Consider the following 15516-nt stretch of genomic DNA (forward strand, 5'->3'; position numbering starts at 1 on the left):
TACACTATAATAATAGTTTATCTTAAGTGTTCTTATCTGTTACTTCATATAAAAATAAGTGAAATTCAACTCAATTTAGTTTATAATTGAATTAATAAAACCTTATAGATTGGAGATAAGTTTCATGACTAAAAATAAAAAGAGGCTTTTAATAGTTTCGTTATCATTATTAATTCTTATAATAGCATCTTTTATAGGTGTAAAAATAGTTTATAATTCCTACTTTGCTCCTAAAGTAGCCGTAACTCCAATAGATTCTACCATAGAGCTTGATAATTGGAATTTGATAAAAAAGTTTCTTCCTAATAATGTAGATTTTTCCTTAAAAGAAATAAATGTTGAATCAACGACTGAATTCTCCGATTCTGAACTAACAGATTTATTTATATTAGCTTTAAGAGAAGAACCTAATGCAATAAAACAACTTACTGGATTAAAAGTAGATATAGAAAATAATGATATTAATGTATATATAGATGTAAATTATAAAAATATCCCTTTCCAAGGCAAACTTACCTTCACAGCTCAAAGTAATGATGGTAAAGGAATATTTCATTATAAAGAAGGAAAAATTGGATTTATAGATATTCCTAAAGATGCTATTTTTGAAAATCTAAAAGACAATTCCTTACTTTCCTTTGATAAAAATAATGGAGATATCATCCTTTCTTTTAAGGACATAATAAAATATCTTCAGATAAAATCTATAACAGTTGAAAATGATAAAATAATAATTGTATTTAATGGAGCAGTGCCTTTATTTAGTGCAATTTTTCCAAATGTGAATTAATAAAAAAAGTTCTAACTTTAAAATAGTTAGAGCTTTTTTATTGTTTAAACATAAATTTATATATTAAGTGGAATAATAAATTTACTATATATTTATTTTAGGTGATTATATGATTGATAAAGCTATTAAAAAATTCAACTTAGATATAGACTCAATGAAACGTGAAGGTTCTATTGCTTTTTTAACATTTTTAATCTCTTGGATATTTTTTGGAATTAATAATGCAATATTAGCCTATCCCATAGCATTAACTTCATCAATTCTTTTGAAAGAAAATTTCAAAATAAATCCTGTAGAAAAAACTATTCAACTTATATTTATATATTCATCTTTAGTTATTTTATCCTTTTTAGCTTCAAGCAACTTCATATTAGGAATTATAATTAATTTTTTCACTATATTTTTCATTGCTTATAAATTTTCAGTCAGCTATACTCCTTTACTTTATAAGCCATTCTTAATGTTATATATATTTACTTATTTCTATAGAATAGATTTTCAAAGCCTTCCAAAAAGATTATTATCTATGCTGTTTGGTTTTAGCTTAATAATAATATTTCACTTATTTATAAATAAATTGAGCTATAAATCCCTAATAAAAGAAAGCATAAGCAAATCAATCCTTTTATTAGACGGTCAAATTGATAACATTCTTTCAAAAAATTATAATTTAGACTTGCAAAAATCTATTTCTAAAGAAATGAACAATATCTGTTATAATCTTTATACAACTAGAAGAAGAAAAACATTAACCAATAACCTAGGTAGCATTCAATTTAAAATATATATAATATTAGAGAACTTAAATTTAGATCTGGCTAATTTAAGCATTCTTTATTATAAGATGAACTATAACAGCCCAATAATAAAATCTTTTTTAAAAGAATTAAAGAGATCTTTATTAATTATAAAATCATATTTAAATGATGAAATCTCTTATTATGAAATAGATAAACAACTTGATAAATTAAATAGATTTCATGAAAATTTACCAGATCAATTTACATTTATTCATGATATATCTACTTCAGTTAATAATCTTTATTTATACCTAGCTGATATGAATACTCTTGAAGAAACTGAAGGATATAAATCCTATACGCCTTGGAAAAACACTGATAAAAATCAATTTAAATTTAAAGATTCATTACATTTTGGAACAATCAAATTTAACTTTGCCTTAAGAATTTCATTGACATTAACCATTGTCTTATTGCTTAGCTCTTTATTTAATCTTGCTAAAATGAGTTGGCTTGGAATTACAATAATGTCCATAATGCAGCCTTATTATGAGGAAACATTAAACAAAAGTAAAGATAGATTTAAAGGAAACCTCTTGGCAATTATTCTTATAACCATTATTTTAAACTTATTTCAAAGTCAAGCAGTTTATATCATTGTTTTAAGTACAAGTTTATATTTAACCTATGCTTTCAAAAGTTATTATAAACTATCATTATTTACTGCTATATCAGCTATTTGTATGGCTTCTTTAAGCTATGAAGTAAATAATTTGGCATTTTTTAGAGTTTTCTATTTAGTTTTAGGTATAGTAATAACTTTTTTAGCTAATAAATTTTTATTTCCTTATAAACTAGATCATGGAATTAAAGAGTTAAGTTTCAAGCTAATGAGATATTTAAATATCTTAGCTGAGGAATTAATAAAAAATCCTTCTAAAAATGAAGAAGGAATAATAAATTTAACCATCCATATAAATCTTATGTGTAATAAGCTTTCTCTTAGAAATATTCAAAAAGATAATGCTAATATTTCTAGATTAATTTCATTAACTCAAAATTTAACAGCATCTTTAACCTATTACACATTACTAAAAAAAGACTTAGGATTAGTATGTGAAGTCAACAAAGACGAGTTAATAAAATTTCAAAACCAATTACAAAATTTACTTAAAGAAAAGGCTTCTTTAATAGATATAATAACCCTTTTAAATAACACACTTGATTCTCTCATAAATTGTCCTTATCTAAGAAAAATAAACTATACTCCATCTTCTAATGGTTTAATATTATAATTTATATTCTCAATAATAATAAAAGCTATATGAAAATCTTCATATAGCTTTTATTTAAATTTACACTAAATAATCTACTTTAAATAAATTCATTACCTCTTCTTCACTTAATGTGTTAAAGGCATTTCCTACTGATAGCTCTCCTTCTTCAATAACCTTAGAAATTAAAGTCTTTTTCTCTTCTTGAAGAGCTATTACTTTTTCTTCAATAGTTCCCTTGGCTATTAGTTTTATAACTTCTACCACATTCTTTTGCCCTATTCTGTGTGCTCTATCTGTAGCTTGTTCTTCTACAGCAGGGTTCCACCAAGGATCAAAATGAATTACAATATCTGCTGAAGTTAGGTTTAACCCAGTTCCTCCTGCTTTTAAACTTATTAAAAACACTGAGTTTTCACCCTTATTAAAATCATTAACCATATTAACTCTCTTTTTAGGTGAAACACTTCCATCTAAATAGCTAAAAGAAATTTTTTCATCTTCAAGTCTTCTACTTATATTCTTTAAGACAGAGGTAAATTGTGAAAAAACAAGTATCTTATGTCCTCCTTCTATTCCCTGATTTAATATTTCTATTAAAGCCTCTATTTTCGCACTTTCTCCCACATAATCATTTATTGTTACAGCTGGATCTAAGGCTAACTGTCTAAGTTTAGTTATATAAGATAATATTTCTATCTTGCTTTTATTGAATTCCTCTGCATCTTGTTTCTTCTCCATAATTGATAAAGCATTGTTAGCATATATGGAATATACTTTTTTCTGCTCTTCACCTAAGTCAACTAACTGCATCTTTTCAATCTTATCTGGTAATTCTTTTATAACATCTTTCTTTTTTCTTCTTAATATAAATGGTTTTATAAGAGCATGTATTTCCTCTAAAACTTCTTTACTTTCATTTAATTTCTTATAATATCTAACGGTAAATCTCTTTCTATCATAAAGATATCCTGGCATTATAAAATCAAAAATTGACCAAAGTTCCATAAGAGAATTCTCCATAGGAGTTCCAGTTAAAGCAAATTTATATTCAGCATTCACTTCTTTAACCGCTTCTGAATTTTGAGAATCTGGATTTTTAATTGCTTGTGCCTCATCAATAAAACAATAATCAAAATTTATTTTTTTATATTCCTCTAAGTCTCTCTTTAGTAGATTATAAGTAGTTATAATAACATCTTTATTGCTTATATCTTCTAAAATTTCTTCTCTTTTATCCTTACTTTCATTCAATACTTCTACAACTAAATTAGGTGCAAACTTTGTAAACTCCTCTTTCCAGTTATATATCAATGAAGTTGGAGCAACTATTAGTGTTTTCTTTCCCTTATTAGAAAGGATAAATGTAATGGCTTGAAGAGTTTTACCAAGTCCCATTTCATCTCCAAGTATTCCCCCTAACCCTAGATGTTCTAAAGTTTTGAGCCAATTATATCCAAACTTTTGATATTCTCTAAGTTCGGCATTAAGTTCCTTTGGAACCTCAAAAGAAAGTTTGTTTATATTTTTAAATTTACTTTTTATTTCATTTAATTTCTTTTTCCCCTTTATATATCTAATTCCTTGTTCTTCTATGTAGTTGGCTATAAATAAAGCTCTGTTATTACTAACCTCTAAACTATTATTATTTAAAGAATCTATATCAAGTGAATCCACAAGTTTTAAAAACTGTTTTAATTCTAACTCTTCTAAATCAAGGAATTCTCCACTTTTAAGCTTATAGAATTTTAAATTATCTCTAAAGGCTTTAAGTATTCCTTTTGTTTCTTCACTAGGTATATCCCCTATTTTAAAATCGAACTCAAAGTAATTATATCTTCCTGGTTTAATATCTCCCTTTATACCTTTACTTCCTAAGCTTTTGATTCCCTTAAAGTTTTCAGAATAGTAAACTTCTCCATACTCTTGCAATTTACATATATCATGTTTAAAAAAGCTAAATATGTATTCATCTCCTAAGTAGAAATAAAACTTTTTATTTATCTCCTCAAAACTAAATCTTTCAATTAAAGCAAGAACTTCTTTTTCTTTTTTTATATCTCTATAAATTATTTTTTCCTTACAATCATCAAATATATTAAATTCATAAGCTCCGTATTTTACTTTTAAAGTTAAAGTTATTTCTTTTCCTTCTTTATCAAAATAAAAGTTAAATTTTACTGGCTCTAGCACCGTCTTATTCATTATATTTTTTGAAAGGAATACATTATCAGTTAAATCTCTTAAAGAAGGAATTAGCTTTCTAAAGACTCTTTCTTCCTCATATTTATCAATATTAATAATCTTTCCCTCTGAAAAAACATCTAAATAGTTTTTTATCTTATAGCAAAACTCTTTTTTAGGAATATATATATTAGTTCCATATAGAAAAACGTCAGCTCTATCTCCTAAAACCTTAGGCATACCATTTGGAGAACTTAATTCAAAATTATTTTTTGAATCTTTTAAAGAAAAATCTATTGGTACCTCTTCAAAAAGTACTTCTCCCTCGACTGCTCTATAAAAGAATCCTTCATTTAAATAAACTCTGTGATTTTTTATTATACAAAAAAAATCTCTTACTAAATAATTAGGTATTTTTATACTTTTGCCATCTATAAATGTATCTCTATTTCTTAAAAAGCTTTTTATTGGTTTTTCTATTTCTTTTAAAGTCTCTATAAACTCTATTAATTCCTTATCCTTAGGACTTAACCTCTGCTCCCTTATGTCAAAAGTAAAAACCTTACTGTATCTAATAGGTATTTTATTATAATATGATACTAAGAACTGCTCAATATCTTTTAATATATAAAGCTTATTTGAACTCATTGATTTAGTTCCTATTTTAAATTCAGCTAATATACTATTGCTCCACTCATTTTTATTTATATATACCTCTATTTTCAGTTCTTCCTTCTCCATTTCTTCTTGAAGAATTAAGTCTAAAATTTTATTTTCACTCTTTTTGCAAAATAAGTTTTTATTTTCTTTAAATTCTTTCTTATTAGCTAAATCACCTAAAGCTTTATAAAAAGTTGCTACTAAATGCTTACAACAGTAATTTTCCTTACTAAATTCATGCTTTTCATAATCAGTACAAGTGCAATATGTTGATAATATCCCCTTCGTTCTAATATCTATCTCTAATTTAGTATTATATTTACTAAATAATTGCTCTGAAATTACTATTCCATTAACAGCTATTAGCTCTTGCTCATCCTCTATTTTTATGGATTCTACTAGATCATTATTAATAACTCTTTGCCCTTTGTTATAATTTCTTCCTGTAGTTTCTTCCTTAAATCTCTGTAACAATAAATCTTCAACTAACATAGTTACTCCTCTATTTACGTGCTTCATATCTTCTCATTATAACATAAAGTTATTTTTACTGAAAAATTAACTGAACTTTACTTTTTTATATTAAATTTATTTTTTTGTAGTTTTCACTCTAAAATCTCCCAATTTTAAAAATTCTGAAAGACAAAACAAAAATATCAGATGTAGTATTTACATCTGATATTTTTATATGATTATTCTACTGTTCCTCTTTCTACTAAAGAGGGTTCCAAATTTATTATTTTGCTCTTTAAAGATTTGTTATTTACTAAATCCATAAGCAACTTACATGAATATTCTCCAATTTTATAAATAGGTTGTGCTATAGTAGTTAATTCTGGCTCCATATAAGAACATATATTGATATTATCATATCCTAAAATACTTATATCCTCAGGTATTTTGTAGCCGTTTCTTATTAAATATTTCATACCTCCAATTGCCATAACATCACTACTATAAAATATTGCGTCAACTTTATTATTATTTTTGACTATTCTTTCTGTAGCTTTTATTCCGCCTTCCATAGAAAAATCTTCCTCTTCTATTAAAGCTTCACTAAATATTCCTAAATTTTTTGCTGTGTTTTTGAAACTTTCTAGTCTCAATTTAGCTATTTCTAAGTTAGATTTACCTGTAACAAAAGCAATTTTCTCTTTTCCTTTGTTAACTAAGTAATTAACCCCTAATTCAACACCTTTTTTGTTATCACAAAATACTCCATTTACATTTTTTTCATCTGAAATTATTCTATCTATCATTACAAAAGGAATTTTATTATTTTTTAGAATTTTAATCCATTCTTTACCTTCTCCACAAGCTGCTATTATTACACCGTCTACCAACTTACTTATTAAGAGCTTTAAATATTCCTCTTCCTTCTTTTTTTCATTAAGAGTATTGCATAAAATAATGCTATAGCCATGCTTTTCACTTTCAATTTCTATGGCTTTTGCCATTTCTGAGAAGAATGGGTTTTGGATATCTGGTATTATCATACCTAAAGTATAGCTCTTTTTAGTACTTAAACTTCTTGCTAATGAATTTGGTATGTAATTCATATCTTTCGCTGCTTTAAATATTCTTTCTCTAGTCTCTTTAGAAACATTTATTTCTTTATTATTTAGAACCATTGATACAGTAGTCTTTGATACATTTACTGCTTTAGCTATGTCTAATAATGTAGTTTTTCCCATTTTATCGCAACACCTCTTGTCCGCTTCGTTTTATAACAACAGTAATTATACCATATTATCCCTAGCTGTACCCTAATTATTTAGTATAGACCTTAAGATCTGCCGCTATTTTATCCTTAACACTTTCACCATGATATATTTTATTTGCTAAATCTACACCTAGTGCTCCAATTAAATCTGGTTGTTGTGCTATTGTTGCTGTCATTTCACTTGCATCTATAGAATCTTTGGCATCATCATTCCCATCAAAGCCTATTACCATTGCATTTAATCCACTAGCTTTAATGGCCTTAACAGCTCCTAAAGCCATTTCATCATTGTGAGCAAATACAACTTGTATATTAGGATTTGCTTGAATTATATTTTCCATAACTTGAAGTCCCTTTTGTCTATCAAAGTCTGCTGCTTGTATTGAAACAAAGTTGAATTTATCATTTTTGTCCATTATATTATGGAATCCTTCTCCCCTATCTCTAGTAGCTGATGCTCCTGGAATACCTTGTATCTCAACTACATTTATTGGACCCTTTTCATCTTTAAACTTATCTAATACATACTCAGCAGCCATCTCTCCACCTTTTATATTATCTGAAGCTATGTGACTTGTTATCTTTCCTCCATTAGCTTGTCTATCTAATGTTATAACTGGAATATTACTTTTATTTGCAACCTCAACTGTTTTAACTACAGCATCACTATCTGTAGGATTTATTAATAGTGCAACAACACCTAATTGTACTAAATCCTCTACATTAGCTCTTTCTTTCGCTGGATCATTTTGAGAATCTAAGACTACTAAATCATAACCTAACTTTTCTGCCTCTTTTTCTGCTCCATCTTTCATATTTACGAAGAATGGGTTATTAAGAGTTGATACAACCATACCTATTTTAGGCTTATTATCCCTTGAACATCCCATAAATGAAGTCATAAGCATCATGAGTATTAACCCAACTGAGAATATTTTTTTATTTATACGCATAAAACTCACCTCTTAAGCTTCTTAATTTTTTCTGCTCTTCTTGTCTAAAAGTACTGCTATTAATATAACTAACCCTTTTACTATTGATTGATAGAATGGTGATACATTCATAAGGTTTAATCCATTGTTAAGTACTCCTATAATAAGTGCACCTATTAAAGTACCTGTGATTGTTCCTTCTCCACCTGCTAAAGAAGTTCCTCCTATTACTACTGCAGCGATAGCATCTAATTCAAATCCTGTTCCTGCATTAGGTGAAGCAGATCCTATTCTACTTGTTATAATTACACCTGCAATGGCAGAAGCAAAACCTGATACTACATAAACTAAAGTTTTTATTTTATCTGTATTTATTCCTGATAATCTTGAAGCATCTTCATTTCCACCTAAGGCATATAAATATCTTCCAAATCTTGTTTGTGATAAAGCATATACTGCTATGATTGCTATTATTACAGTTATTATGACTGGTATTGGCATAAATCCTATTTTACCATTTCCTATTTTAACAAATGCTTCAGGTAATTTTGATATTGGAGTACCATCTGTAAATACTAAAGTAGCTCCTCTAAATATTGTCATTGTGGCTAAAGTAACTATGAATGCTTGTAGTTTTCCTTTTGATACTAATAAACCATTTATTAATCCTACTACTATACCTATAACAGCAGCTACTATAATTGCTAAGAATACGTTTCCAGTTGACTTAACAATAGATGCTCCAACAGCACCACTAATAGCTAAAGTAGATCCAACTGATAAATCTATTCCACCTGTTAATATTACAAAAGTCATACCAATTGCTATGATTGCATTAACTGAAACCTGCGTAAATACGTTAGTTATATTAGACACACTTAAAAAGTTTGGAGTAACTATAGTAATAACTATACATAATAATACTAGTCCTATAAGAGATTTATATTTAGATATATTTGCTTTAACATTCGCTTTCATTATGTAATCCTCCCTAATTGTTTATTCCAACAGCTAATTTCATTATACTTTCTTGATTTGCTTCTTCTCTACTTAATTCTCCAGAGATTCTTCCTTCACTCATAACCATAATTCTGTCGCTAATTCCTAATACTTCAGGTAAATCTGAAGAAATCATTATTATTGCTTTTCCACTAGCTTTAAGCTCATTTAGAAGCTCATAAATTTCTTTCTTAGCTCCAACGTCTATTCCTCTAGTAGGTTCATCAATTATTAATACCTCCGGTGATAACATAAGCCATTTTGCAAGTATAACTTTTTGTTGATTACCTCCACTTAAGTTTTTAATAATCTGATCTTTACTTGGAGTTTTAATATTTATTTTTTTAATATAATATTCTATGTCCTTAGTTTCTTCTTTTTTGTTTATGACTTTAAAATTATTTTCATATTTTTTTAAATTACATAAAGTCATGTTTTCTCCAACAGGCATTCCTAAAATACAGCCTTCTTTCTTTCTATCTTCAGAAAGATAACATATTCCTTTACTGATTGCATCATCTATACATCCTATGTTAATGTGACTTCCATTTAATTCAATTTCACCACTTGTCTTTTTGTACTCTCCAAATATCGTTTTTGCAAGCTCTGTTCTTCCTGATCCCATAAGACCTGCAACTCCTAATATTTCACCTTTTCTTAAAGTAAATGAGGCATTCTTTACGCCTTCCTTACAGCTAAGATCTTTGACTTCTAAGGCTAAATCACCCTTTTCAACTACCCTATATGGAAATTGGTCTTCTATTGTTCTTCCAACCATCATTGATATAAGCTTGTCATTATCTATGTCTTTTATGTTTGCACTTCCTGCATACTTACCATCTCTTAGCACTTCTACTCTGTGGCAAATTTTAAATATTTCTTCCATTCTATGTGATATGTATATTATTGCGATTCCTTTTTTTCTTAAGTTTTCTATTACCTTAAAAAGGTTTTCAGTCTCTACATCAGTTAATGCTGTGGTTGGCTCATCCATAATAATTATTCTAGCATTCTTGGTTAAAGCCTTAGCTATTTCTAACATTTGCTTTTCTCCTACATTAAGGGTACCAACAAGTCTATTTGGATTTATATCACAGCCTATTTGTTCTAAGAACATTCTACTTCTTTCATCTAATAATTTTTTATTTATTCTTCCAGTAAACTTATTATGTTTTTCATTTCCTAAAAATATATTTTCTGAAACAGTTAAGTTATTTAAAACACTAAGCTCTTGGTGAATTATTGTTATTCCAGCTTCTTCAGCTGACTTAATTCCCTTTACTTCTATTTCTCTTCCTTCTATAAAGATTTTTCCTTCATCTTTTTTATAAACTCCACTTAATATTTTCATTAAGGTTGATTTTCCTGCACCATTTTCTCCCATAAGAGCAGTAACTTCTCCCCCATAAGCCATTAAGCTAACATTATCTAAAGCCTTAACTCCTGGAAATGATTTTGATACACCTTCCATCTTTAACATTGGTGTTCTTTCACTCATTTACTACACCTCCCAAAATACTTTGTATTTTTCTAAGAATATTCTACCTATATAAAAACTAAGTAGAATATTCTTTATATATTCTTAAAAAACAACCCCTGATTTTAATATTATATTTGCATATGGAGTTTGTTCTCCTGTTCTAACAACAGCTTTACAATCTTTTAATTCCTTTTTTAACTCCTCATGTGATATAAATGTTATTTTAGTATCTTTTATAACATCTTTTATTTCTTTAAATAACTCAGGACTAACTTCTTCTGTTTCCTTAGCAAGAACTATTTCTTCTATTTGTAACTCTTCTAATATAGCTTTTAATGTCTCCATAAATCCTGGAACACCTTTTATTAATGCTAAATCTATTCTCTCAGTTTCATTTGGTATAGGTAGTCCACAATCTCCTATAGCTAACATATCAGTATGTCCCATTTTTGATATAACTGAGCTTATATCACTATTTAATAAACTTGTTTTTCTCATAATTACTCTTCTCCCTTATAAACTTCTAAAACTTCTTCTAAAAATGGTATTGATGGTTGAGCACCTTTTCTTTGTACTGCTATTGATGATACTTTATTTCCAAATCTTATAGCCTTACTTAAAGTTTCTCTTCCTAAGTTCTTAACATCTAATTTTGAACTTAATCCTCCAATAAAGCTATCTCCAGCCGCTGTAGTGTCTATTGCATTTACCTTGTATGCTGGAACTATTTCATAAAAGTCTTTTCCTATTAAAGCTGCTCCCTTTTCACCTAAAGTTATTATTACAAATTTAACTCCCTTGTCTAAGAATATTTCACCAGCTTTTTTTGCATCTTCTATATCTTTTATTTCAATTCCTGTTAAAAGCTCTGCTTCTGTTTCATTTGGAACTATTATATCTGTATATTTTAATAATTTTTCTTTTATTTGCTTAGCTGGAGCTGGATTTAAAATTGTTAATTTTCCATACTCTTTAGCTATTTTAAAAGCTTCTATTGTTACATCTTCTGGTGTTTCAAATTGTGATATTATAATATCTACTTCTTTTAATATGCTTTCTGCTTTTTTTATTTCCTCTTTAGTTAATGTCATATTTGAACCTGCATTAACAATTATTGAGTTGTTTCCATTATCATTAACCATTATTAATGCCATTCCTGTTGGCTCTGTTTCATCTTCAAAAATATATTTAACATCTATGTTATCTTCTATTAATTTATCTCTTAATTCTCTTCCATTTTCATCTTTTCCTATTTTTGAAATCATGAAAACTTCTGATCCATTTCTTTTAGCTGCTACTGCTTGATTCGCACCTTTTCCCCCTGCTATTTTTTGAAATGATTTTGAAAGTATAGTTTCTCCAACCTTAGGCATATCTTTAACCTTTAAAACTAAATCCATATTAATACTTCCAAGTACACATATTTTATTCATTAATGCTCCCTCCTTAGTTAACCGTTTCACTAAACCGATTAACTATATAATAATACTTTTGTAAACGTTAATCAAGGCTTTTTTGCAAAAAAATAAAAAAAGAGTATAGATTTAAAAAAATCCATACTCTAAAAATTTAATTATTCTTCTATTAATTCATACATTTCTTTAGCTCTATCAACGTACATTATTCCTTCTAGATGATCTATTTCATGTAAGAAACATCTCGCTAGAAGATCTTGAGCTTCATAAACCTTTAATTCACCTTTTTCATTTAAAGCTTGTATTCTAACTGCTCTTGGTCTTTCAACTAATCCCTCATGCATTACATAGCTTAAACATCCTTCATAATCATCATAAGTTTCTTTTGAAACTCCTATTACTTCTGGATTTATAAGAACATATTCATTCTCTCCATCTTGAAAATTTATATAAACAACTCTTTTATTAACTGCTAATTGTGGTGCAGCTAAACCTATTCCTTCTACAGTCGCTAATGTATCCTTTAAATCTTGAATTAATTCTTTAACTTCACTAACATTTTTAACAGGCTCTGAAACTCTTTTTAAAGCTTCATCTCCTAATTGAACTATTTTTTTAACAGCCATTTAATTTCTCCTTTCAACACTCTTATATGTATATTAAATCATAAAAATATAAAATTTTCACTAGTAAATTATATATAATATTCTTATAAAATATTATTGACTGTCTTTAAAGCATCTAAGTTTAAACTTATTATACTTTAAAGACAGTCAATACTATAATATTATCATAACTATTAACAATGATACTAAGCTTAAACATCCACTCAGTATACATATATATGATACTATTTGCTTTACAGTCATTCCCTTTTCTTGAAGTCTATAATGTATTTGGCTTCTATCTGCCTCATAAACAGGCTTTCCTGATTGAAATCTTCTGAAGATAACAAAGATATTATCAAAAATAGGTACACCTAAAGCTAATACCGGTACTAGTATAGATAATACAGTGGCTTGTTTAAATGCCCCTTCTAGGGCTATAATAGCTAAAATAAAGCCTAAGAAGTTAGCACCTGAATCTCCCATGAATACTCGTGCTGGATGCCTATTATATCTTAAAAAGGCTAATATTGATCCTACTAGAGTTATTGACATATATGCAGAATTAAATTGTCCCTTTGCAAGAGCAACGACGAACATAGTCATAGCTGATATTATAGATATACTTCCTGCTAATCCATCCATTCCATCAGACCAGTTGATTACTGTTGTAACTCCAAAAATCCATGTTATTGTAAGAATATATTGAGCCCATGTGGAAAATTGGACAAATTCACCTGTGAATGGATTGCTTATACCTCTAAAAACAATTCCAGCTTTAAAAACCATAGTGGCAGCTAAAATTTGTATTATAACCCTAGGGTATATTGGAAACTCTTTGCCTTTTCCTTTATAATAATCGTCTATTACTCCTATTATAATTACCAGAGTAGATGCTATAAATATAGTAAAAGTTTCTGATAATTGCCTTGTAGAATCTATTCCAAAAAGGTATGTTGCAAAAAATCCTATATACATAACAACCCCACCTATCAAAGGCGTTAATTTATCATGTTTTTTTCTTCCTGTAGGTTTATCAACAAAACCTTTTTCCTTAGCAAAGTCAATAAACTTTGGCATTAATAGATATACTATAATAAAAGGAATAAGCATTACAATTAAATACTTAATCATATTTTCTCCCTCTGCATTAAAAAACATTTTTTTTACATATATTATTCTAGTAGATTAATAAGTCATATTGATGACATTTTAATTAAAAATCTTTTATTACTTATTATTATATCACCTAATTAAGTAAATTAATCATTTACAGAAAAATTACTCTGTCTCATGCTTTAAGCAAACTGAAAAAACATGACAAGGTATTTTTCCTTCTTCTTTTCTTTCATATCTTTTAACTAATTCTCTTATTTCTCTATTTATCTCTTTAAACTCATCCTCATTTAAATATATATTCTTATAATTAAATCCTACAGCATCCTCTGCATTGCCTGTATCAACTTTCTCGGCTATTCTCTTCATAGTTTGTTCTTTTGAGCTATCATAATATTCGCTTAGAATATTTAATATTTGAGATTTGTATACTTGCTTAGCTTCTTTTTTAATTTGATTTCCTTCTATATTGAAGCTATCTGCAGTTAAATAATAATATTTTGCTATTATACCCTTTATTTCTTTTGTTTTTACAAGTTCCAAAATTCCTGCTTTTTCTAATTTTTTAATATGATAATGAACTTTTGCTGGTACTTCCCCAAAAAAATCAGCAATTTCTTTTACAGTAGCAGATTCTTGATTATTTCTAAGATAAGTTATTATCTTTAGTCTATATGGATCTGAATATGCTTTTATTTGTTCTAAAGTAGTTAAATTCATAACACTGTTCATTTTAAGCCCCCCCTTAGTATTAAGTGTAATTATTTACTTATTATACCATATTCTGTAGATAATTCACATAATAAAAAAACTATTATAAAAATTTTTATTATATTAAAATATCTATTTTTTCTTAATAAGATTATACATTTTATTTGGAAAATAGTAAAGAAAAAAGGCAAATCTTGATGTTTTATTAACATAAGATTGCCTTTTTTATTAATTTATATAAACTATCCTCTTTGCTCAATCATAGATTTAACTTTCATAAGTCTTGTTAAAGCACTTCTCTCATTTTCATCAAGTTTCATTCTGATGTATCTGATAGTCTCTTTTAATTGAGGAATTGTCATATATTCAAGAGCATTAACTCTTCTTCTTGTTTTTTCAATCTCGTCTGCCATAAGCTGACCAGATTTCTCAACTTCTGCAAGTTCTAATAATTTTGGTAATATTCCATATAGCTTAGAAATTGCATCATCAAGCTCAGCTGAAGTATTCATAAATCCATAAGGATAAATACTACCTTCATCACCTTCTAACTTTCTTTTGAAGTTCATTATAGGCACATTTACACTCATTATGTTTTTATTTCCGACTTCAACCTCAATCTCTTCTTTAGGGTATGCTATAGCTTCCTCTAGGAACTCTGAACTCATAACAGCTCTAGCCATAACGAAGTCTTTTAAGGAACTTCCTAGTTCCTTTTCAACTTCATCTCTTAATTGATTATTATATTTGATAAGGTTTATGAATTGTCTCATTAACTCATCTTGCTTATCTTTTAATAATTTATGTCCTCTTGTTGCTGTTGCTAATCTTTTCTTTAGCTTTGAGAGTTCCATTCTAGTAGGATTGACATTTAATCTTTGTGCCAT

Annotated in this window: 13 protein-coding genes; 2 read left to right on the plus strand and 11 right to left on the minus strand. The window is 27.6% G+C overall.

All coding sequences use genetic code 11. From position 1 onward, the window contains the following. Positions 1-124: 124 nt before the first annotated feature. Positions 125-790 carry a hypothetical protein gene (locus OIF33_RS02405; protein ID WP_322502632.1) on the plus strand — a complete coding sequence of 222 codons (666 nt, stop codon included), beginning with the start codon at positions 125-127 and terminating at the stop codon, positions 788-790. A gap of 109 nt (positions 791-899) precedes the next feature. Then, a complete protein-coding gene (locus OIF33_RS02410) occupies positions 900-2825 on the plus strand; it encodes an FUSC family protein (protein WP_322502633.1) in 1926 nt (641 codons plus the stop codon). A gap of 60 nt (positions 2826-2885) precedes the next feature. Here OIF33_RS02410 and OIF33_RS02415 read toward each other — a convergent pair whose 3' ends face one another. The 11 genes from OIF33_RS02415 to OIF33_RS02465 form a co-directional block, all read right to left on the minus strand. Next, positions 2886-6140 (minus strand): SNF2 helicase associated domain-containing protein, encoded by a 3255-nt coding sequence (locus OIF33_RS02415; protein ID WP_322503250.1) that lies wholly within the window; start codon positions 6138-6140, stop codon positions 2886-2888. Positions 6141-6340: 200 nt separating this feature from the next. Further along, positions 6341-7342 carry a LacI family DNA-binding transcriptional regulator gene (locus tag OIF33_RS02420; protein WP_322502634.1) on the minus strand — a complete coding sequence of 334 codons (1002 nt, stop codon included), beginning with the start codon at positions 7340-7342 and terminating at the stop codon, positions 6341-6343. A 76-nt stretch (positions 7343-7418) separates the two neighbouring features. Beyond that, a complete protein-coding gene (gene rbsB / locus OIF33_RS02425) occupies positions 7419-8324 on the minus strand; it encodes a ribose ABC transporter substrate-binding protein RbsB (protein ID WP_322502635.1) in 906 nt (301 codons plus the stop codon). A 21-nt stretch (positions 8325-8345) separates the two neighbouring features. Continuing rightward, on the minus strand, positions 8346-9281 hold the full coding sequence (locus OIF33_RS02430; RefSeq protein ID WP_322502636.1) for an ABC transporter permease: 936 nt from the start codon (positions 9279-9281) through the stop codon (positions 8346-8348). A 13-nt stretch (positions 9282-9294) separates the two neighbouring features. Then, positions 9295-10800 (minus strand): sugar ABC transporter ATP-binding protein, encoded by a 1506-nt coding sequence (locus tag OIF33_RS02435; RefSeq protein ID WP_322502637.1) that lies wholly within the window; start codon positions 10798-10800, stop codon positions 9295-9297. 84 nt (positions 10801-10884) lie between these two features. Further along, the gene (rbsD, locus tag OIF33_RS02440) at positions 10885-11280 is read right to left on the minus strand and encodes a D-ribose pyranase (protein ID WP_322502638.1); all 396 of its coding nucleotides are present in this window, start codon (positions 11278-11280) and stop codon (positions 10885-10887) included. 2 nt (positions 11281-11282) lie between these two features. After that, positions 11283-12215 (minus strand): ribokinase, encoded by a 933-nt coding sequence (gene rbsK / locus OIF33_RS02445; protein ID WP_322502639.1) that lies wholly within the window; start codon positions 12213-12215, stop codon positions 11283-11285. Positions 12216-12355: 140 nt separating this feature from the next. Beyond that, positions 12356-12823: a peptide deformylase gene (gene def / locus OIF33_RS02450; RefSeq protein WP_322502640.1), complete on the minus strand. Its 468-nt coding sequence runs from the start codon at positions 12821-12823 to the stop codon at positions 12356-12358. 153 nt (positions 12824-12976) lie between these two features. Continuing rightward, positions 12977-13936, minus strand: a complete 960-nt coding sequence (locus tag OIF33_RS02455; protein ID WP_322502641.1) for an MraY family glycosyltransferase — start codon at positions 13934-13936, stop codon at positions 12977-12979. Between the two features lie 147 nt (positions 13937-14083). Beyond that, entirely contained in the window at positions 14084-14650 is a 567-nt protein-coding gene (locus OIF33_RS02460) for a helix-turn-helix domain-containing protein (RefSeq protein ID WP_322502642.1), read from the minus strand. Between the two features lie 221 nt (positions 14651-14871). Continuing rightward, on the minus strand, positions 14872-15516 hold the full coding sequence (locus OIF33_RS02465) for a V-type ATP synthase subunit D (RefSeq protein WP_003449608.1): 645 nt from the start codon (positions 15514-15516) through the stop codon (positions 14872-14874).

This window comes from Clostridium sp. LIBA-8841, from assembly GCF_034439435.1.
In the GTDB taxonomy this organism is placed as follows: Bacteria; Bacillota; Clostridia; order Clostridiales; family Clostridiaceae; genus Sarcina.